Origin of the sequence: Clostridium nigeriense, assembly GCF_050585265.1 — a bacterium.
Taxonomy (GTDB): Bacteria; Bacillota; Clostridia; order Clostridiales; family Clostridiaceae; genus Clostridium; species Clostridium nigeriense_B.
This window is the reverse complement of record NZ_JBNOOE010000022.1, coordinates 24176-46532: the sequence shown is the minus strand read 5'-3', so window position 1 is coordinate 46532 and position 22357 is coordinate 24176. Positions and strand designations below refer to the sequence as shown.

12 protein-coding genes and 1 other annotated feature are annotated in these 22357 nt (G+C 29.5%); of the genes, 11 read left to right on the top strand and 1 reads right to left on the bottom strand.

Going from position 1 to position 22357, the window contains the following annotated elements; all coding sequences use genetic code 11:
* Positions 1-156: 156 nt before the first annotated feature.
* From ACQPVP_RS15275 to ACQPVP_RS15250, 6 genes are all read left to right on the top strand, one after another.
* Complete coding sequence (locus tag ACQPVP_RS15275; RefSeq protein ID WP_430842267.1) at positions 157-1335, top strand: phosphoglycerate kinase; 1179 nt, start codon at positions 157-159, stop codon at positions 1333-1335.
* Positions 1336-1575: 240 nt separating this feature from the next.
* Entirely contained in the window at positions 1576-2322 is a 747-nt protein-coding gene (gene tpiA, locus ACQPVP_RS15270; RefSeq protein ID WP_430851381.1) for a triose-phosphate isomerase, read from the top strand.
* Between the two features lie 342 nt (positions 2323-2664).
* On the top strand, positions 2665-9099 hold the full coding sequence (locus tag ACQPVP_RS15265) for an Ig-like domain-containing protein (protein ID WP_430851379.1): 6435 nt from the start codon (positions 2665-2667) through the stop codon (positions 9097-9099).
* Between the two features lie 260 nt (positions 9100-9359).
* On the top strand, positions 9360-10886 hold the full coding sequence (gene gpmI, locus ACQPVP_RS15260; RefSeq protein WP_430851377.1) for a 2,3-bisphosphoglycerate-independent phosphoglycerate mutase: 1527 nt from the start codon (positions 9360-9362) through the stop codon (positions 10884-10886).
* A gap of 275 nt (positions 10887-11161) precedes the next feature.
* Positions 11162-15760, top strand: a complete 4599-nt coding sequence (locus ACQPVP_RS15255) for a S8 family serine peptidase (protein ID WP_430851375.1) — start codon at positions 11162-11164, stop codon at positions 15758-15760.
* A 203-nt stretch (positions 15761-15963) separates the two neighbouring features.
* Positions 15964-16830 (top strand): DegV family protein, encoded by an 867-nt coding sequence (locus ACQPVP_RS15250; protein ID WP_430851373.1) that lies wholly within the window; start codon positions 15964-15966, stop codon positions 16828-16830.
* 141 nt (positions 16831-16971) lie between these two features.
* Here the strand turns inward: ACQPVP_RS15250 and ACQPVP_RS15245 are convergent, their stop codons facing one another.
* A complete protein-coding gene (locus ACQPVP_RS15245) occupies positions 16972-17850 on the bottom strand; it encodes a LysR substrate-binding domain-containing protein (RefSeq protein ID WP_430851371.1) in 879 nt (292 codons plus the stop codon).
* 338 nt (positions 17851-18188) lie between these two features.
* Here ACQPVP_RS15245 and ACQPVP_RS15240 point away from each other — a divergent pair, with 338 nt between their 5' ends.
* From ACQPVP_RS15240 to ACQPVP_RS15220, 5 genes are all read left to right on the top strand, one after another.
* Positions 18189-18554 carry a hypothetical protein gene (locus ACQPVP_RS15240; protein WP_430851369.1) on the top strand — a complete coding sequence of 122 codons (366 nt, stop codon included), beginning with the start codon at positions 18189-18191 and terminating at the stop codon, positions 18552-18554.
* Positions 18555-18558: 4 nt separating this feature from the next.
* Positions 18559-19119, top strand: coding sequence for a UbiX family flavin prenyltransferase (locus tag ACQPVP_RS15235; protein WP_430851367.1), 561 nt, complete (start codon positions 18559-18561; stop codon positions 19117-19119).
* 1 nt (position 19120) lies between these two features.
* Positions 19121-20602 carry a UbiD family decarboxylase domain-containing protein gene (locus tag ACQPVP_RS15230; protein WP_430851365.1) on the top strand — a complete coding sequence of 494 codons (1482 nt, stop codon included), beginning with the start codon at positions 19121-19123 and terminating at the stop codon, positions 20600-20602.
* A 172-nt stretch (positions 20603-20774) separates the two neighbouring features.
* Positions 20775-20986: a binding site (T-box leader), on the top strand.
* A gap of 47 nt (positions 20987-21033) precedes the next feature.
* A complete protein-coding gene (locus ACQPVP_RS15225; protein WP_430851363.1) occupies positions 21034-21699 on the top strand; it encodes an amino acid ABC transporter permease in 666 nt (221 codons plus the stop codon).
* The gene (locus ACQPVP_RS15220) at positions 21680-22354 is read left to right on the top strand and encodes an amino acid ABC transporter permease (protein ID WP_430851361.1); all 675 of its coding nucleotides are present in this window, start codon (positions 21680-21682) and stop codon (positions 22352-22354) included. The genes ACQPVP_RS15225 and ACQPVP_RS15220 overlap by 20 nt, the downstream gene beginning before the upstream one ends.
* Positions 22355-22357 lie beyond the last annotated feature (3 nt).

Here is a 22357-nt window from a genome sequence, read left to right as displayed (position 1 = left end):
TTAGAATATGACATTAAATGTTGGTCTGGTTTTATAGAAAATCTATGAGGCCAGGCCACTTTTAAATTAAGCATTTATTGTTTTCAATAAAAGTTTAATTATATAAAATGAAACTTTTAAGAGTTTCAATTAAAAATAAATTAAGAGGTGAAATCAATGAGCTTTAATAAGAAAACTATCGAAGATATAGATGTTAAAGGTAAAAAGGTTTTAGTAAGATGTGACTTCAATGTTCCATTAAAGGATGGAGTTATAACTGATGAAAACAGATTAAATGGTGCTTTACCAACAATCAATTACTTAATAAACAATGGTGCTAAAGTTATCCTTTGTTCACACTTAGGAAAAGATGCATCTAAGTCATTAGCTCCAGTTGCTAAGAGATTAAGCGAAATGCTAAACAAAGAAGTAGTATTTGCAAGAGATGAAGAAGTTGTAGGAGCAAATGCTAGAGCGGCTGTTGAAGCAATGAAAGATGGAGATGTTGTATTATTAGAAAATACAAGATGCAGAAAAGAAGAAACTAAGAATGTTGAAGAATTCTCAAAAGAATTAGCTTCATTAGCTGATATATTTGTAAATGATGCATTTGGTACAGCACACAGAGCTCACTGTTCAACAGTTGGAGTTACTGAATTCTTAGATACAGCTGTATGTGGATACTTAATTCAAAAAGAATTAAAATTCTTAGGAGAAGCTGTTAACAATCCAGTTAGACCATTCGTTGCTATATTAGGTGGAGCTAAAGTTTCAGATAAGATAGCTGTTATCAACAACTTATTAGAAAAAGTTGATACATTAATCATCGGTGGAGGAATGGCTTACACATTCTTAAAAGCTCAAGGATATGAAGTTGGATCATCTTTAGTAGAAGCAGATAGAATTGACTATGCTAAAGAAATGATTGAAAAGGCAGCTCAAAAGGGAGTTAAATTCTTATTACCAGTTGACCACAGAGTTGCTACAGAATTCAAAGATGTAGAACCAGTAGTTACAGAAGATCAAAACATTCCAGCAGGAAGCATGGGATTAGATATTGGACCTAAGACTGAAACTTTATATGCAGATGCAATTAAAGATGCTAAAACAGTTATATGGAACGGACCAATGGGAGTATTCGAATTCGAAAACTTCAACAAAGGAACAATTGCAGTTGCTAAGGCTATGGCTGATGCAGATGCAACAACAGTTATCGGTGGAGGAGACTCAGCTGCAGCTGTTAATATCTTAGGATTTGGAGATAAGATGACTCACATCTCAACAGGTGGTGGAGCTTCTCTAGAATTCTTAGAAGGTAAGGCTTTACCAGGAATAGAAGCACTTAACAATAAGTAAGCCTCTAAATCTTTGATTTAGCAAGGTTAACTTACTAATTTGAAACGAATGTGAGAAGGAGCTTCATTAACAAAACCTATTTGTTAAATGTAAAATGAATAATGAATAATGTAGAATTAAGGAGATAACTCCACTTAGGTGGAGTTATGGAATTGATTTTATTATTCAACTTTGTTGAATAATTTCATTAATTTTTCATTCTTAATTCTTCATTTTTAATTTAAATATGAGGTGATTTAAATGAGAAAACCAATAATAGCTGGAAACTGGAAGATGCATTATACTCCAGCAGAAGCTGTAAAAGTTGTAGAAGAATTAAAACCATTAGTAGCTAATGCTACATGTGATGTTGTAGTATGTCCTACTTTTGTTTGCTTAGATGCTGTATTAAAAGCAGTAGAAGGATCAAATATAAAAGTTGCTGCTCAAAACATGCACTTTGAAGAAAAAGGAGCTTTCACTGGAGAAGTTGCTCCAGGAATGTTAGAAGCAATGGGAGTTAGCTATGTTGTTTTAGGACATAGTGAAAGAAGAGAATACTTCAATGAAACAGATGAAGCTTTAAATAAAAAAGTTAAGGCTGCATTTGCTCATAACTTAACTCCAATTCTTTGCTGTGGAGAAACTTTAGAGCAAAGAGAAAATGGAACAACTAATGAAGTTGTTGGAGCTCAAATCAAAGCTGATTTAGAAGGATTATCAAAAGAATTAGCTGAAAAAGTTGTTATAGCTTATGAACCAATCTGGGCTATAGGAACAGGTAAAACTGCTACTAACGAACAAGCAAATGAAACAATAATGGCTATAAGAGGCGTTGTTGCTGAAATGTTTGGAAAAGAAGTTGCTGATAAAGTAAGAATTCAATACGGTGGATCAGTTAAACCAAATACAATTAAAGATCAAATGGCTATGTCTGACATAGATGGTGCTTTAGTTGGTGGTGCTAGCTTAGTTCCAGCTGATTTTTCGCAAATAGTTAACTTTTAATTAATGAAGACTCTATAATAATTATAAGATAATTATTATGGAGTCTTTTATTAAATGTTTTTAAAACTACGTAAAGTATTTAAACTTATACTTTGCGTAGTTTTTTATTGTTATAATAAATTTTATAAATGTAGGAATTTCATTATACTTATTTTACTATTTTCTTAAATATATCTAATATTAAGAAAATTCATAAAAAAGTGAATAAATTCATATGGATTAAAGATAAATTATCAAATATAATATAACATATATGGTAATATTTAACTAAAAATATATAAATAAAAAAAGTTAGTAGGTAAACTTACTATATAATTCATTATTATGAGGGGGATAAGTAATATGAAATATAAGAAAATACTAAGTACTATTTTGGCTACTTTGTTAATCACAAATTCTTCAGGAATTACAGTATTTGCAGAAACAGTTAATAAAAAAATTGCTACTATGAATACTATAGAAAGTAATTCTGAAAGAACAACTTTGTTTAATGATGGCTGGGTATTCAACTTAGGGGATGTTCAAGGTGCGAAGGAAAAGAATTTTGATGATAGCAATTGGGAAAAGTTAAGTTTACCACATGATTGGAGTATTGAGCTAGATTTTAACAGAAATTCAGAATCAACTCATGAGGGTGGATACTTAGATGGAGGAACTGGATGGTATAGAAAAACGTTTACTTTACCTTCTGAAATGGAAGGGAAAAAAATATCAATTGATTTTGAAGGAGTTTATATGGACAGTTATGTTTATGTAAATGGAGTTCAGGTTGGAAATCATCCTTATGGATATACACCATTTTCTTTTGATATAACAGAAAATTTAGTTTGTGATGGAGTAACAGAAAATGTTATAGCTGTAAAGGTAAACAATAAACAAGCTAGTAGTAGATGGTATTCTGGAAGCGGAATATATAGAGATGTAAAGTTAACGATTACAAACAAAGTTCATGTAGAGCAATATGGAACATATGTAACTACTCCAAATTTATCAGAAGAATATTCTACTGGTATGGCTACAGTAAATGTTAAGACATCTATAGTAAATGAGGAATCAGTAGATAAAGAAGTTCAAGTTATATCAGCTATTTATGATAATGAAGGTAAAAAGGTAGCAGAAAAAAATAATTTACAAATCGTTCTTAAAGGAAATAAACTTCAATTTAATGATGATATAGTAGTTAATAACCCCCAACTTTGGAGTACAATAAATCCATATCTATATAATATTGTCACAACTGTTATGATTAACAATGAAGTTGTAGATGAATATGAAACTGAGTTTGGGATAAGATGGTTTGAATTTACAAGTGATAATGGCTTCTATTTAAATGGAGAACAAATGAAATTAGAAGGAGTTTGTATGCATCATGACCAAGGGTCTTTAGGTGCAGTTGATAATGAAGCAGCAATAAAAAGACAAGTTAAAAAATTAAAAGAGATGGGAGTAAATTCTATAAGGGTAACACATAACCCGGCATCTCAACATTTAATTGATATTTGTAATGAAGAAGGAATACTTTTAATAGAGGAAGCTTTTGATACATGGTATAGTGGAAAGAAAACGTATGATTATGGAAGATTTTTTGAACAAAAGTCAATCCATAGTGATATGACATGGGCTGAATTTGATATAAAACAAATGGTTAATAGGGGTAAAAATGCGCCAAGTATAATAGCATGGTCTATTGGAAATGAGATACGGGAGACATCTCAAACAAAAGGTGTTCAAACTGCTATAAATTTGAATAAATGGGTAAAAGAGATCGACTCAACTAGACCTACAACAATAGGTGAAGATAAGTTTAGATCGGGAACTGGAGAAGGACAACATGAAGAAGTTGCTAAGATTGTGGATCTTGTTGGTTTTAATTATGCCGAAGATAAATACGATAAAATCCATAGTAAATATTCTGATTGGAATTTATATGGATCAGAAACTTCTTCTGCAACAAGAAGTCGTGGAATTTATAGACATCCTGGTACATCAACTCAAATGACAAAGTATCCAGATTTACAACAATCATCATATGATAATGATTATGTTAGTTGGGGAAAAACTGCTGAAGAGGCTTGGAAAAGAGATAGGGATAGGGGATATATTGCAGGAGAATATATTTGGACAGGATTTGATTATATAGGTGAGCCAACTCCATACTATAGTTCATATCCATCAAAATCGTCATATTTTGGAGCTATAGATACAGCAGGATTTGAAAAGGATATTTTCTACTTTTATCAAAGTCAATGGTCAGATTCTCCAATGGTGCATTTATTACCTCATTGGAGTTGGGAAAATGATGATAGTATAAAAGTAGATGGTAATAAAATTTTAATGTATGCTTATACAAATGCAAATAGTGTTGACTTATATTATAATTCAGATGTAAAAAGTGAAGAATTAGGTGAATTAGTTGCAAGTGATAGATATGAAGTAACAAGTGCTGGATATAATGGTAAGTATAAAGAGACAGAAGAAGGAAAGCTTCATTTAGAGTTTAAAGTGGAATATAAGCCAGGAAAAATAACAGCAGTTGCGAAGGATGGAAATGGAAAAGAAATTGCAAGAGATATAGTTAAAACAGCAAATGAAGCAAAGAAGGTAAATTTAAGTGCTGATAGGCAAGTTATAGAGGCAGATGGATATGATTTATCATATATAACTGTTGATATAGTTGATGAAAATGGTACGTTAGTTCCAACAGCTGATAATTTAATTGATTTTGAAATATCAGGAAATGGAAAGATAGTTGGAGTTGATAATGGAAATGCAGCAAGTGTGGAAAGATATAAGGATACTAAAAGACAAGCTTTTAGTGGAAAAGCTCTAGTAATTGTACAATCTACAAAAGATGCAGGTTCATTTACATTAACTGCAAATAGTAATGGATTATCATCAGACAGTATTAATATATATACAGTAGAAGAAGGCGATTTAGAAGAAAATAAGATAGTTGGATATGATGTTAATGATGTTACAGTACCTATAAATGGTGAATTAAATTTACCTAGTACAGTAACAGCTGTATTTGCAAATGAGGAAAAACAAGAAGTTGATGTTACATGGGATAAAGTATCAACTGACAAGCTTTCAAAAGCAGGAGTATTTAATGTTAATGGTAAGGTAAATGGTAGTGAGATAACTGTATCAATTAGAGTCATAGTTAAAGGTATAATAGGAATTTTAGATACAAGAATACTAGTACCTGTTGGAATAGTTGAATCTCTTCCAACAGAGGTTTCAGCAGTTTTCAATGATGGAAGTATTGAAAAATATCCAGTAGAATGGGATAAAGAATTATCAAAAGAAGATGTTAGTAATGTAGGAACTATCGAGATTGAAGGCTTAGTAACAGGATTATCATCATTAAAAGCCAAAGCAATAGTAGTTGTTTCTGAGAATTCAGTAGAAAACAATATTGCTAAAAATGATGGTACAACATATCCTAAAGCATTTGCAACTTATGCTGGATCAGATCCCGTAAGCGCAATAAATGATGGAGTAGTATCTCAAAGTAGTACCCCTAAAAATAGGTGGACAAACTGGGGAAAATCAAGTCAAGATTTTGATGATTATGTTGGAATAGAATTTAGCGAATCATATTATATTAATAAGATTGGAATTGCTTTATATTCAGATTATGGTGTTGCTTTACCAAGTGAGATTATAGTTGAATACTTTGATGGTTCAAATTGGGTTCCAGTTAGCAATCAAAGTAAAAAGAATGAATTCACAGGAATAGGAGTAGAAGAAATAACATTTGAAACAGTAAATACTAATAAAGTAAGAGTTTTATTAAAAGAAGATACATCACAAAATAAAGCAGTTGGGTTAACAGAACTATTAGTATATTCAAATGTATTAAAAATTCAAGGGACAGCTTTGCTACAAGAAATAAGGATTAATGGAGAAAGTATAGGAGGATTTAACGAAAATACAGAATCATATACTATTAATCTACCATATGGAAATGTTATTCCAGAAGTAACAGCAACGGCTAAAGATAATGCTAGTATATTTGTAATACCAGCACTAACATCTAATTCAACAACTAAAATATTAGTTATTGCAGAGGATGGTAAATTGGAAAAGACATATTATGTAAAGTTTAAAGAAAATGATCCAATTCTAAATAGTGCAACTATCTCTTTGGGAAAAGGTGAATTAGTTGAAGATAATATTATCGATTTAATAGTCGATGCTAAATTGCAAAGTGGAAATAGTATAGATATGAATCTTTTAGATATTAAATATAATGTAGTATCAGAAAGTGGTGCAGAGGCTAAAATAATAGATAATAAGTTATATTTATATAAATCTGGGGATATAGATATATATGCAGATGTAACATATAAAGGTGTTACAAAGAAAACTAATATAATAAGTACAACTATTTTAGAAAATACAGAAGAAAAAACAATAATTTCTTATGAAAAAGTTTTAGTTGAAACAGAAAAAGGAGTAATTCCTAAACTTCCAGAGAAAGTTAAAGCAACATTTGATATTGGATTACCAAAAGAAGTTAAGGTTAAATGGAATAAAATAAATGAAGAAGATTATAATAAATATGGTATTTTCGAAATAGATGGTACGGTTGAAGGTCAAGAGCTGAAGGTTATCGCAAAGGTAGTTGTAAAAGGTGTTTCAGCTGTAGAAAATATTTCAGTTGCTACAAATATAAAAGTAGAACCTACTTTACCAACTACTTTAAAAGTATATAGTACAGATGGAACAGTTAAAAATAGTTCAGTAATTTGGAATGAATATGATAAAGAATTATTAAATAATGAAGGTGAATTTACAATTATAGGTGTTGTTGAAGGAATTGATATAGAAGCTAAGGCTAATGTTAGAGTTACAAATGAAAGTATAATTGGAGATAATATTGCAGGAGCTAGAAATGGATATGATTTACCAATGGCTATAGCATCATATACAAATGATACTAGCGTCTCATCATCTTCTAAGGATAGTATAACTAAGGTAAATGATAATGTGATTGAACATAATCCAAATGCAACTAATAATAGATGGTGTAACTGGAAGAAAACTAATATGAATACAACAGACTGGGTTGGTATTATATTTGGAACAGGAGTAGCAGAGAAAAAATATATAGATAACTTAAATATTGACTATTTTGAAGATAGTGGAACAAAGATTCCTTCTAATGTAGTAATTCAATATTATGTTGGTGATGAAATAACATTACCTAAAAATCCAGCTCATGTTGCTAAAGAAGAAAGTTCTCCATTAAATGATGATAATAACTGGATAAATGTAACTAATTTGGTGACAAATCCCGAAGAGATATCAGGATCAAGTACAAATGTGTATACATTTGATAAAGTAAAAACTTATGCATTAAGAGTTAAGATGATCGCTCAAAGTAATATGGCACTAGCTATAACAGAAATAAAAGCCTTTGAAGAAAAGGTGGTTTCAAATACTAATTTTGATGTAAGTACAATAAAAGTAAATGATAAAGATTTAGAAGGATTTGTTCAGGATATATTAGAGTATTCATTGATACTTGAACATGATGAAAAGTTACCAAGTGTTACAGTTGATGCAACTAATAATGCATCCTCAACAGTTATATACAAGGTAAAAAGTTCTGAAATATCTAAGTATGCAGTTAATAACAATGAATTAATAGAAGTAATTATTAATTCAGAAGATGGGTTGAAAGAAGTTAAATATACAATAAATGTAGAAAGAAAAAATCCAGAGGTAGAAGTAGATAAGTACTTATTACAATATGCAGTAGAGTATGCAGAAGAAGTAAAATTAGATGGTGCATTAGAGGATGTAGTACCAATTGTAGTAAAGGAATTTAATGAAGCATTAGAAGAGGCTAAATTAATATTAGCAGACCCGGACGCAACTGAAGCTCAAGTTGATGCATCATTTAATAGATTAATAAATGCAATTTGGATGCTTGAATATAAAAGGGGTGACAAAGAAGCATTAAAAGATATGATTGACTTAGCTGAAGGATTAAATGAAAAGCAATATACAGAAGAGACTTGGGTAAAATTACAAGGTAAATTAGAATTAGCTAAAGCTGTTTATGAAGATGAAAATGCGTTAAAAGATGAAGTCGAAAAAGCTTCACATGATTTACAAAATGCAATAAATGAGCTGATAAAGAAGAATATAGATAAGATTAAGCTTAAAGATTTAGTAAATGTTATTGAGAAGTTAGAAGAATCAATATATATTAAAACAACTTGGGAGAACTTACAAGATAATTTAAGGAATTCTAAGGATATTTTAACAAATGAAGATGTTATACAAGAAGAAGTGGATGAATCATATAATAACCTGATGAGAGCTTATTTAAATTTGAGATTAAAACCAAGTAAGGATAAGCTTAATGAATTAATAAATAAAGCTGAATCATTAAATAAAGAAGAGTACACTTTAGAATCTTGGAATAAGTTGGATGAGGTATTGAATAATGCCAAAACAGTTTTTGATAATGAAGATTCAACACAAGAAGAGGTAAGTGATGCAGAAAAAAGTTTAAAGAATGCTATAAATAATTTAGCATTATCAGAAAATGATAAAAAAGATGATGTGAATAGTAGTAATAGTGGTGGTATTAGTGAAGATAATAATAGTAATAATAACACAAATGTCGGAAAAGATAGTGATGACATTAACTTACCAAATACAGGTGCAATGATTTCTTCAGCTGTAGTAGCAACTATAGCAGTTATTATTGTAGCTGTTGGCGTAATTTTGTTAAGAAAGAAAAAAGAAAAAAAGTAATATTTTAAAGAAGGTTATTACCAATTAATTTTGGTAATAGCCTTCTTTTATATGTAATATGATTTAAAATATATTTATACAGTTTAGTAAATTAGTTAAAAAATAATTATTTTTTGCAAAGGTTTAACTAATAGGTAGATTTATTGTTTATATGAATTAAATATAGTATAATATAGGTGAAATTAAAGAAAGATAATATTATATTATTTATTATTGTCAATATTATTTCAAATATAGATTGAAAAAATTTGGAGGGAATTATGGCGAAGAAACCTGTAATGTTAATGATATTAGATGGATTTGGAATAGCTCCAAAGTCAGATGGAAATGCTGTTGAAGCAGCAAAAAAACCAAATTTCGATAAATTAATGGGAAAATATCCACACACTCAATTACAAGCAAGTGGATTATATGTAGGATTACCAGACGGACAAATGGGTAACTCTGAAGTAGGACACTTAAATATTGGTGCTGGAAGAATTATATATCAAGAATTAACTAGAATAACTAAAGAAATTGCAGAAGGTGGTTTCTTTAAAAATGAAGCATTAACTTTAGCAGTTAAAAATGCAAAAGAAAATAATGCAGCACTTCATTTAATGGGATTATTATCAGATGGTGGAGTTCACTCACATATTGATCACTTAAAGGGATTATTAAGCTTAGCAAAAGAATCAGGATTAACAAAAGTATATGTACATTGCTTTATGGATGGAAGAGATGTTCCACCATCATCAGGAAAAGACTTTATTGTTGAACTTGAAAATTATATGAAAGAAATTGGTGTAGGTAAGATAGCTACTATAGCTGGAAGATACTATGCTATGGATAGAGATAATAGATGGGAAAGAGTTGAACTTGCTTATAATGCAATGGTACTTGGTAAAGGTGAAATGGCATCTTCAGCAGTTGAAGCTATGGAAAAGTCATATAATGACAACAAAACAGATGAATTTGTTTTACCAGCTGTTATAGAAAAAGATGGAATGATTAAAAATGGAGATTCTGTAATATTCTTTAATTTCAGACCTGATAGAGCTAGAGAAATAACTAGAGCTATTAATGATAAAGAATTTACTGGATTTAATAGAGAAACACTAAACTTAACATTTGTTACAATGACTCAATATGATAAGACTTTAGAAGGAGTAAATGTTGCATACAGACCAGAAAGTATAAACAATACTTTAGGTGAATATGTTTCAAATAAAGGCTTAAATCAATTAAGAATTGCTGAAACAGAAAAATATGCTCACGTTACATTCTTCTTTAATGGTGGGGTAGAAAAGGAAAACCCAGGTGAAGATAGAGCTCTTATAGCATCTCCGAAGGTTGCAACTTATGACTTAAAACCAGAAATGAGTGCTTATGAAGTAACAGATGAATTAATTAATAGAATAGATTCAGATAAGTATGATATGATTATCCTAAACTATGCTAACCCAGATATGGTTGGTCATACAGGGGTAATGGAAGCAGCTGTTAAGGCTATAGAAACTGTTGATGAATGCTTAGGAAAAGTAGCAGATAAAATATTAGAAAAAGACGGAACATTATTCATAACTGCTGACCACGGTAATGCTGAAACAATGATAGATTTTTCAACAGGAAATCCATTTACAGCTCATACAACAGATCCAGTTCCATTCCTATGGGTATCAAATAACACAGAAGGAAGAACATTAAAAGAAGGTAAGCTAGCTGATATAGCACCAACAATGTTAAATGAAATGGGACTAGAAAAACCAGCTGAAATGACTGGAGAATGTTTAATAGTAAATAAGTAATAAAAAATATGCGCAGCTATAAGCTGCGCTTTTTTACTCTTTAGGAAATTATAAAGATGTTACCCTGTGAATAACTTTTTATAATTTCCATCCTTCAGTTTTGAAGTATTAAAATATCATAGCAAGGTGACTTGGAGCGAAGCGACGGAACCTAGATATGATATTTTAATACTTTTTAGTAGATCGCTAATATTTAATAAAACTTGACATAAATGTAATAAAATGTATAATTTAAAGTATTAAAAATATATATTTTATTAAAAGGGGGCTATTAGATGGTAAAGAAGAAGGTTGTAGCTGTAATGTTAGCAGCTACATTAGTAGCTAGTTATTTACCAATGACAAAAGTATTTGCAGGTAATATTGCTACAGTAAGTGGGGAAAAATTAAATTTAGATCTGATTAAAAGTGAGGCTAGCAAGCTTTATAAGAATCAGACTTCACAAGAAAAAAATGAAGAATCAGACTTATACAATGTAGAAAGTTCAAAGACTTATGAAGATAGTGACAATGTTAGAGTTATAGTTACTCTTCAAGAAGGAAAAGGACTAACTAGAAGTGGAATTTCAGAAGAAAATATTGAAATTCAAACATTAACTTTAGATGAAATGGAATCTTCAGATATTGGTTTCGATGTAAGATACCAATTTACTGAAGATGTAAACACCATAACTGGGGATGTTAAATATGGTGATATGAAAAAGATTGAATCTCTTGGCAATGTAGTATCTATAAGAGTAGCTAGAGAATATTATGTAGATCTTGCTAATTCTAATAATATGGTACAAGCTCAACAAGTTTGGGATGAATATGGATATAAAGGTGAAGGCATGGTTGTTGCTGTTTTAGATACAGGATTTCAAGTTAACCATCCAGACTTTTTATTAGGAGAAGAAGGCAGTGAAAAGGCCAAATTAACAGAAGAAAACTTAAATAATGTTTTAGATAGCACAGAAGTTGATGATATTTATTATAATGAAAAATTTCCAACAGGATATGATTGGGCTAATAAAGATAATGATATATCACCAGCTGATCCATTTAATGCTAGTCATGGTATGCATGTAGCTGGTATAGTAGGCGCAAATGGAGATGTTGAAAATGGAGGAGTTAAAGGTATAGCTCCAGAAGTACAAATAGTAGGTGAAAAGGTATTTGCAGATGATGGAAGAGGGTATGAAGATGATATTATAGCGGGTATAAACCATGCTGTTGAAGTTGGTGCTGATGTAATCAATATGAGTCTTGGAAGCGATGCTGGATTTGTTCTAGAAGATAGCGATTTAATGCAAATTGCTATAGAAAAGGCATCTAAAGCAGGGGCATTAGTAGTTGTTGCGGCAGGTAATGCTTACTATTCAACAAAAGATCTTTATAGCTATAGGCCAAGCTCCTATGCTAGTAATTTTGATATAGGTACAGTTGGAGATCCATCGATATCCTCCTATGCTTTATCAGTAGCATCAATGAATAATAATAAAATTACTGCAAATGTAGCTGAATTGAGTAATGGTGAAAAAATTGAATACTTAAATCAAGTTAGATTTTATCCAATTTTAACAGAAGTTATTGGACAAGAAGAATATGAAGTTGTTAAAGTAAATGGAACAAACGAAAAGAATTTTAAAGATGTAGATTGTAAAGGAAAGGTAGTTTTACTTGAAGTAGATAATCCATATTTTGTGAATTTAAGCTTGCAAGTAATAGCAAATAGGTATGGGGCTGTAGCTATAATCGTATCTGGTGAATATACAAATGGATATAATATAGATTCTTATTATAAAGTGCCTGTTGCATCAACTAATAAAGAAAATGGTGATAAAATATCAAAGTTATTAGAGAATGGTGAAAAACTATCTATTAAATTTACTAATAAGGTTACAGTAGTACCATCAGTTGATGGAGTTGAAGCAAGTGATTTTTCAGGTTGGGGAACTACTTCAACACTAGATTTTAAACCAGAGGTTTCTGGAGTTGGTGGTGATATATATTCTACTACACCAGATAGTCAACACACTACTATGTCAGGAACCTCTATGGCATCACCACAAGTAGCAGGAGCAGCAGCTATTTTACTCCAATCAATGAAAGAAAAAGATAATAATTTAGATTTTGAAACAGTTATGACAGCTAAAAATATTCTTATGAATAATACTGAAATAATTGAAGAAATAAGTTCAGATGCTCCATATTCGCCAAGAAAGCAAGGAGCAGGTCTAATACAATTAGGAAATGCACTAACGACTCCTATAGTTGTTTATGATGCTGATGCAGAAGTTCAAAAGAGAAGTGCTGTAGCATTAAAAGAAGTTGAAAATAATTTTAGGTTTAATTTAGGAATTGAACCATTTGTAGATGAAGATTTAAAATTTGAAGTTATTGTTGATTTATATACTGATGAAAGAGATACAGAGGATGTAGATATAAATCTTGATGGTGAGATTGATTTTAATAAGGAAGTAACTAAGCTTACAAGTAGAAAAGTAAATGGTGCTAATATTACTATAAATGGTGAAGCAGTTTCTGATAATAAATATGTAATAGTTGATGGAGCTACAACATTGAATTTAGATGTTGACTTATCTAACGCTGATATCTCAGATAAGTCTTATGTAGAAGGCTTTGTAAGATTTATACCTCAAGATTCAAGCTATGATGAAGTAAGCATTCCTCTTATGGGATTCTACGGGAATTGGAATGATGCAGCAAATATAGATGAACCTATGGTTGGTGGTGAGCCTTATGCTGAATATACAGCAATATTTTCATATGATTCAGATACTCCTCTTGGATTTAGTGGAGATACAGCTACAATAAATGAAGATAAGATAGCATTTTCACCTAAGGGATATGAAAATTTAGTTGGACCTAAATTTACTATTTTAAGAAATCTTGAGTATTTAAATGTATCTGTAGAAGATGCAAATGGAAATTTTGTTAAAGAGCTATATGAAGATGAATATGTAACTAAAAATACTTTTTATAATAGAAATATATATTATAGTATTGCTGATAATAATCCATGGAATGGAACTAATGAGGATAATGTGTTAGTTGGAGATGGAGTTTATACTTTTGTTATAAAGAGTAAATTTGCTTATGAAGGTTCTGAAATTCAAGAAACTAAAATGAATGTTAAACTGGATGCTACTGACCCTATAGTTAGAGATGTTAATATTACAGAGGTTGATGGTGGATATGAAATAACTTTTGATGTATATGATGAAACTTCTGGATATAATGGTTCAGTATTATTTATAGATAATGAATATGTAGCTTTAGCGCCAGGAGAAAAGAGCTACTTTATTGAAGAAATTCCAAATGAATTAGTAGTAGTTGCTTTTGATAATGCAAGCAATGCAGGTATTGGCGTATATGGTAATTCTAAAGAAATAGATGCAGAAACTATGCTTTTATACTTTAGTGTTAGTGGTGGTTATGTAAATTATGAAAACACTTGCTATATATATGGTGCAACACAAAAATCATTAACTTGGAAGTTAAGTATAGTTGGACCGACTGGCGATATTGTTTATGAATTAGAAGACTTTGAAAGCAGTGTATTTAATACTCAATTTATTCCAGAACAAGGAGAGCCAAATGGAGCTTATACTTTAACGGGATATCTTTTAGATAAACCTACAGGAATTTTTGCTAATTTAGATAATTATGAGATAAATATTGAAGATAATGAAGTATATGATAAGTCAGAATTATTTAATGTAATTATGTCTATGAAGGAATTTAGAGATAATTTGCTAGTAGGAACTGAAGCAGGACAATATCCAGAGGAAGCTGTTAATGAGTTTAATGATACATTAGAAAGTGTTATTGATGTATATTATGAACCAACGTCTACTGATGAAGATATTTCAAATGCTATAGAAGTTATAAATGAGGATAAAGTAATTTTAGAAGAGAAGGTTAATCCAAGTGCTGGGAAAGTAAGTGCTATTAAATTATTAGATTATAGCACTGGGTTAGTAAATAAGTCTATAATAGGTGACAGACCTGGAAATTATACAGAAGCTTCAGTAGAAGCATTGAAGACAGCTATAGCAGAGCTACAAGTTTTAGTTGATAGTGAAGAAGAGATAACTGATGAAATGTTTAATGAAGAAATAGTTAAGTTAAATAATGAAATTAAAATATTCTTAGAAAGTGTTATTCCAGCAGGAGATGTATCTAAGATAGAAAGCTTAATAAATGATCAAAGATTATTTATAGAATTAGTTAAAAATGCTGAAAGTGAAAAGAAATATGAAAAAGAAGTAGTAGAATCATATGAAGCTTTATTAAATGAATATGCAAATTCTATTATTGAATCACTTACAGTTCATGAAGCTGAAGCTAAGTTTGAAGAGTTAAAGAATGATGTAGAAGCTTTTAGTGCAAGGGCAATAGATATTAGTGGATTAAAGGAAGTTATTAATAATAGCAATAAGTTTTTAATAGAAATTGAATCTGAAGAAAGTTTATATGATTCAGAAGCTATAGAGGAATTAAAGAGCTTTATAGAATCTGGTGAAGCTATAGTTAAGGCTCAATATACTTCAGAAGAAGAGGTAAGTAAGGCTATTTCTAATATAAAGGTTGCTACAAAGATAGTAAAGGATAGTAAGGAAGATGTTATTAAGCCTGTAGATCCAAGTAAACCAATAGACCCAATCAATCCAGTAGATCCAAGTAATCCTGGAGATTCAGATAGTGATAAAGAAAAACCTGGAGATACAGATACTTATATAAAGGGAGACAATTTAGATAACTCCAACTTACCTAAAACAGGTGCTGTAGTTGGAAGTACAGTAGTTGTTGGAATAGGACTTGTTGCAATTGGTGCAGGAAGTATATTATTCAAGAAAAAGAGAAAGTAAATAAATAATTAAAAAAGGGGCTATCGTACAAAACAGCCATAATTAAGAATTTAAAATTAATTCTTAATTTTCATAGTGCGACAGCTCCATTTTTATATGTAAATTTAACACATAGATATATATTTATTTTGATATTCAAAACATTTGACAATAGAATGAAAAATATATATAATATCAGTAAAAAAATATTAGGAGTTGAATATATGAATATAAAGCTAATTACGGATTCAGCTTGTGATTTATCTATAGATTTTATAAAAAAAAATAATATTGATGTGGCATCTTTAATGGTCAACTTAAATGGTGAATTTATACCAGATGATTTAGGACAAACTTTAAATCATGAAGATTTTTTTAAACTAGTTAAAGAAGGAGCAATGCCTTCAACAACTCAAGTTAATGTTGGAACTTTTCATGAAATGTTTACAAAGTATGTTGTGGAAGGAAATTATATACTATATATAGGTTTATCTTCTGCTTTAAGTGGAACTGTAAGTAGTGCAATAACTGCAAGAAATATGGTATTAGAAGAGCATCCAGATGCAAATATATATGTTTTAGATTCATTAAGTGTATCTGTAGGTGAAGGGGTCTTAGTTTATAAGGCTGTTGAAATGATAAAGAATAATGTTCCTATAGAAGAAATTATAGATTATTTAGAGTCTATTAAAAGAAAAGTAATTCATGCTATAACAGTAGATGATTTAAATCATCTAAAAAGAGGAGGTCGTATTTCAGGCGCTGTAGCAGCAATTGGTGGTTTACTTGGAATAAAGCCAACATTAAAGATTGATGATGAAGGAAGAGTAGTGCCAACAGAAAAAATAAAGGGAAGAAAAAAGGCTTTAAAGAGTTTAGTGCAACAAATTAAAACAAATGGAGAAAATATAGAGGATCAAAACATATTTATTTGCCATGCAGATTGTATAGAAGATGCATTAGAAGTAAAGAGAATGATATTAGAAGAATATAAAGTTAAAGATATAATTATTACTTCAATAGGAGCTGTTATAGGAACTCATGGGGGACCTGGAACTTTAGGAGTAGTATTTATAGGGGAAAAAAGATAAATTTATAAAATAAAAGCTGCCGAAAGGTAGCTTTTATTTTATAAATTTTATTAAAAAGTGCAATGAATCGAAGATTTATTTAATTGTATTGATGAAAAAAATCTACTATTTCTTTATTTGAATAAAAAATATTTAACGATACTAATTAATACAATTTATTAAATAATTTTTAAACTCTAATTCTAATTGAGAAAGCACCTTGTCCTTAAGGTGTATTAAACATAAACTACTAGATATATTTTCTTTTAACAGAATAGTAGAAATATCTTTTTTATCAAAGCATTCCACACTTCTTTTCATAAGTGGAGCAATTCCAAGTTCAGCAGAAACAAGACCTAATATATTTTCAATTCGACTATTGAAACATAGTATATTTGGTTCAAAGTTATATTTTCTACACTCTTCAACAAATAAGTTATATACTCCTGAATTCTCTCCTAGAGAAATAAAATTTTCTTTTGATAAATTCTTTAGAGGAACATATTTTCTATTAGCAATAGGATGATTTTTAGATGTAATTATAACTAGTTCATCTTTAGATAATTCTGAGACACATAAATTATCTGTATTTAGAGAAGTGCTTCTTATAATAGCAAAATCAATTTTATTATTTAATAGCAAATCAAGTATTTCTGAATGTTCACCTTCTATGAGTTTTAATTCTAATTCATTATGTTTATTTTTAAATTTTCCTATATAGTTTGCAATATTGTACTGATTAATAACTGGAATATATCCAATAGACATTTTAGGAATAGCATAAGAATATTTATTTAAGTCTAATATTAATTCATTATAATTATCAATTATATTTGAAGCATATTTCTTCAAAGATATCCCTGCTGGAGTTAATTTTAAACTTCTAGTAGACCTATCAAAAAGAATGCAATTAAGTTCAGTTTCTAATTTTTTTATATGCTTAGATAATGAAGATTGTGATATACATAACTCTTCAGCGGCTAAGGAAAAACTATTATATTTTTCTATATTTAAAAAATACTTTAGACTTTCTATATTCATAAAACAATCCTCCCAATTTTAGTATTTTATATAGTGATAAATACTAAAGTTTTTATTCTAAGTTTAAGTAAAAATATATATTAATATTAACATAAATTAAAGAAAAGAAAACTTATACGATAAATTTAATAGAGACTAAGTTTAGTTTAAAATAATATATTTTATAAATAAACTAAGAGATACAGAAACTTAATATATTCCGTTTTGGAATATATTAAGTGTTAATAAAGAATTGATAGTAAAAATAGAGGTTTATATAATAAAAACAAATAAATTAAAAAATATTTTAAACTAAAATACAATATTAATTTAACCTATAAAGAAGTAAGGAAAAGAAAATGATTATTATAAAGAAAGATTATAGAAATATAAATATAAAATTAGAATTAATAGAAATTGGTAATGATATATGCATAATAATATCTGGTGGAGATAGACCACATATTGGAGCAATATCTATTTATTCAAAAGAAGAAGGAATTCAAACAATATCTTTAAAAAATCATAAAGACTACATCATTGGAGAAATGTGTATAAATAATATAAAAGATATGCCTTTAGGAAATATATCGGTAAGTAGTGGAATACATTTGGATGATATAACTAAAAATCAAATTGATGATGTCTATAAGATTTGTAATTCAATTTTTAAAGAGTTAAAGAAGAAATTACTAACAATATCAATAAATACTGGAGGAAGTTAAGAATATGAATTTAGTAGTAGCAGTCACAGGAGCATCTGGAACGATATATGCGATTAGATTACTTGAATATTTAAAAGATATTGAGGGAATAAACACTCATTTGATAATGAGTAAATGGGCAATAAAAAATTTAGAGATAGAAACAGATTATTCTATAGATTATGTGTATAGTTTGGCAACATATATTCATGATAATGATAATATGGCAGCTAATATTTCAAGTGGATCATTTATTACAGAAGGTATGATAATACTTCCTTGTAGTATGAAAACGTTAAGTAGTATAAGTAATGGCTTTTCTACTAATTTAATTGATAGAGTTGCAGATGTAATGCTTAAAGAAGGTAGAAGGTTAGTTATATCACCAAGGGAAACACCTTTGAGTTCTATACATTTAGAAAATATGCTAAAGCTATCAAAAATGGGAGTTAAGATAATACCGCCAATGCCTGGTTTTTATTCAAGCCCTAAATCAATAGATGATATTGTAAATCATAATGTAATGAAAATTTTAGATAGTTTCAATATAAATATTTGTGATGAAAATAGATGGAAGGGGATTTAAGATGAAAGCAAATGAAATAAATGATTTAAGAAGTGCAATTGAGTATTTAAAGGGTTTTGAAGGTCAATTAGTAAAAACTGATATAGAAGTAGATCCATATGGAGAATTAGCTGGAGTTTATAGACACGTTGGAGCAGGAGGTACTGTAAAAAGACCTACTAAAATAGGGCCAGCTATGATGTTTAATAATGTAAAAGGTCATAAGGATTCTAAAGTGATTATAGGTCTATTAGCAAGCCGTGAAAGGATTGGAATGCTTCTTAATTGTGAGTCTGAAAAGCTAGGATTTCTTCTTAATGAATGTGTAAATAACCCTATAAATCCAATAGTTATAGAAAATGATAAAGCACCATGTCAAGAGGTTGTACATTATGCAACTGATGATGATTTTGATATAAGAAAAATATTACCTGCACCTACGAATACTTTACATGATGCAGGGCCATATATAACTCTTGGAATGTGCTATGCAAGTGATCCTGAAACAGGAGAGGGAGATGTTACTATTCATCGTTTATGTCTTCAAAGCAAAGATGAATTATCAATGTTTTTTACTCCAGGGGTTAGACACTTAGACGCATTTCGTAAAAAAGCAGAAGAGACAGGAAAGCCTTTGCCTATATCTATAAGTATAGGAGTTGATCCAGCTATTGAGATAGCTTCATGCTTTGAGCCACCAACTACTCCACTTGGATTTAATGAATTATCCATAGCTGGAGGCATAAGAAAAAAACCAGTAGAAATGGTAAATTGTATTACAGTTAATGAAAAAGCTATAGCAAGAGCAGAGTATGTAATTGAAGGAGAATTATTACCTAATAAAAGAATTAGAGAAGATTTTAATACTAATACAGGAAATGCAATGCCAGAATTTCCTGGATATACAGGACCAGCTGCGAAAGAGTTACCAGTAATTAAAGTAAAGGCAATAACACATAGAATTAATCCAATTATGCAAACTTGTATAGGACCAAGCGAAGAACATGTTAATATGGCGGGAATACCAACAGAAGCAAGTATAATACAAATGGTTGAAAAAGCAATGCCGGGAAGATTGATAAATGTATATGCACATTCTTCAGGTGGAGGAAAGTATATGGCAATATTACAGTTTAAGAAGAATATCCCTAGTGATGAAGGAAGAGAAAGACAAGCAGCCTTATTAGCATTATCAGCTTTTTCTGAATTAAAAACTGTAATATTAGTAGATGAAGACGTAGATCCATTTGATACAAATGATGTTTTATGGGCATTGAATACAAGGTATCAAGGAGATATTGATACAATTTTTATTCCAGGAGTAAGATGTCATCCATTAGATCCGTCTCAAAGTTCAGAATATAGCTGGAGCATTAGAGATAAGGGAATATCATGTAAAACTATTTTTGATTGCACTGTACCATATGCATTAAAACAAAAGTTTAAAAGAGCAGAATTTGCAGAAGTAAATTTAGAAAAGTTTATTATAGAGGAATATAAATAATAAAATTATTATATAAAGTAAAGAAACTTAGATTATTCTAGGTTTCTTTTGCTTAAAAAACATTATCAATTTTTAATTATAATCATATATTAAATTAAAAGTAAAAGAAAAAAAGTATTGATAAAAATAACCAATAAAAATATAATTTAAATAAACATATCGGAATAGTAGGAATAATACAATGATGAAGAAAGTAATATATAATTATAATTTACAGAGAGAAGGCAAGAGCTGGAAGCCTTCAATTATTTTATATATGAAGTGCCCTTCGGAGTATAAGGTATGAAGTTGTAGTAGTATCTTAACGGAATGCCGTTTATAGCATACAAAAGTGGAAATTATATTCAACTAGAGTGGAACCGCGGAGTTTACTTCGTCTCTTATTTTTAAGGGATGAAGTTTTTTTATGTATTTTAATAGGGGGAATGCAAATGGAGATAGATTTTAATTTTATTACAGAAATAATACCAACGTATGTCCAAGGAACCATTATGACTTTGAATCTTGCAGTTATTTCTATTCTATTATCAATAATAATAGGATTATTAATAGAAGCTGCTAGATATTTTAATTTAAAAATTTTAACTGCAATATCAAAGGCTTATATAGAATTTTCAAGAAATACTCCATTATTAATCCAAGTATTTTTCCTTTTTTATGGATTAACTAAGTTTGGAATAAAACTAAGTGGTTTTACATGTGGTGTTATTGGACTAGCTTTTTTAGGTGGAGCTTACATGGCTGAATCCTTTAGAGGCGGGGTGGAGGCAGTTTCAAAGTCGCAAATAGAAAGCGGGCAAGCCTTAGGGCTTAGTAAGATGCAAATATTGACAGATATAGTATTACCAATTAGCTTCTCAATATCGATTCCAGCAGTAGTTGCTAATTGTATATTTTTGGTTAAAGAAACATCAATAATTGCTTCTATTGCAGTAGCTGAGCTTATGTTCGTCACTAAAGATGTAATAGGTATGTACTATAAAACTAATGAAGCTTTGATTTTAGTTGTTCTATTCTATCTTATAATATTACTTCCAATTTCCATAGTTAGCAGAATTATAGAAAGGAGGTTAAGGTATGGGGAGTTTGGCAGATAATCAAATTTTTAGTATAAACAATTTAAAAAGACTTATGGAAGGATTAGGGGTTACCTTAAATATTGCACTAGTATCAGTAATTTTATCTACTATTTTAGGGATTGTTTTTGGAATTATTATGACTAGCAAAAGCAAACCAGTCAAGGCATTATCTTTTTTATATCTAGAAAGCGTTAGAATAATTCCAGTAATGGTATTCTTATTTATATTTTATTTTGGAGTGCCAACATTATTTAATATTCATATAGATTCATTAATAGTTGGATATATTGTCTTTACGATTTGGGGAACAGCAGAAATAGGAGATTTAGTTAGAGGGGCTATTACTTCTATTCCTAAAATTTATTATGAGTCTGCTGCTGCATTATCCTTAAATAAGTTTAAAACTTATAGATATATAATTATTCCAATAAGTATAAGAAGAGTATTACCAGGGATTATTAACTTAACTACAAGAATGATTAAAACAACTACATTAATGACCCTAATTGGATCTGTTGACTTAGTTAAAGTTGGACAACAAATAATTGAAAGATCTATATTAACAGAGCCTTTAACACCATTTTGGATATATGGATTTATGCTAATAGTATATTTCTTGATATGCTTCCCAATTTCATTAGGAGCAAAGGCTTTAGAAAGAAAGTTAAATTAAGGG

Bases quoted from the DNA above. Each gene is read 5' to 3' on its own strand.
- ACQPVP_RS15275 (WP_430842267.1), top strand. From the start codon at position 157: ATGAGCTTTAATAAGAAAACTATCGAAGATATAGATGTTAAAGGTAAA.
- tpiA (WP_430851381.1), top strand. From the start codon at position 1,576: ATGAGAAAACCAATAATAGCTGGAAACTGGAAGATGCATTATACTCCA.
- ACQPVP_RS15265 (WP_430851379.1), top strand. From the start codon at position 2,665: ATGAAATATAAGAAAATACTAAGTACTATTTTGGCTACTTTGTTAATC.
- gpmI (WP_430851377.1), top strand. From the start codon at position 9,360: ATGGCGAAGAAACCTGTAATGTTAATGATATTAGATGGATTTGGAATA.
- ACQPVP_RS15255 (WP_430851375.1), top strand. From the start codon at position 11,162: ATGGTAAAGAAGAAGGTTGTAGCTGTAATGTTAGCAGCTACATTAGTA.
- ACQPVP_RS15250 (WP_430851373.1), top strand. From the start codon at position 15,964: ATGAATATAAAGCTAATTACGGATTCAGCTTGTGATTTATCTATAGAT.
- ACQPVP_RS15245 (WP_430851371.1), bottom strand. From the start codon at position 17,850: ATGAATATAGAAAGTCTAAAGTATTTTTTAAATATAGAAAAATATAAT.
- ACQPVP_RS15240 (WP_430851369.1), top strand. From the start codon at position 18,189: ATGATTATTATAAAGAAAGATTATAGAAATATAAATATAAAATTAGAA.
- ACQPVP_RS15235 (WP_430851367.1), top strand. From the start codon at position 18,559: ATGAATTTAGTAGTAGCAGTCACAGGAGCATCTGGAACGATATATGCG.
- ACQPVP_RS15230 (WP_430851365.1), top strand. From the start codon at position 19,121: ATGAAAGCAAATGAAATAAATGATTTAAGAAGTGCAATTGAGTATTTA.
- ACQPVP_RS15225 (WP_430851363.1), top strand. From the start codon at position 21,034: ATGGAGATAGATTTTAATTTTATTACAGAAATAATACCAACGTATGTC.
- ACQPVP_RS15220 (WP_430851361.1), top strand. From the start codon at position 21,680: ATGGGGAGTTTGGCAGATAATCAAATTTTTAGTATAAACAATTTAAAA.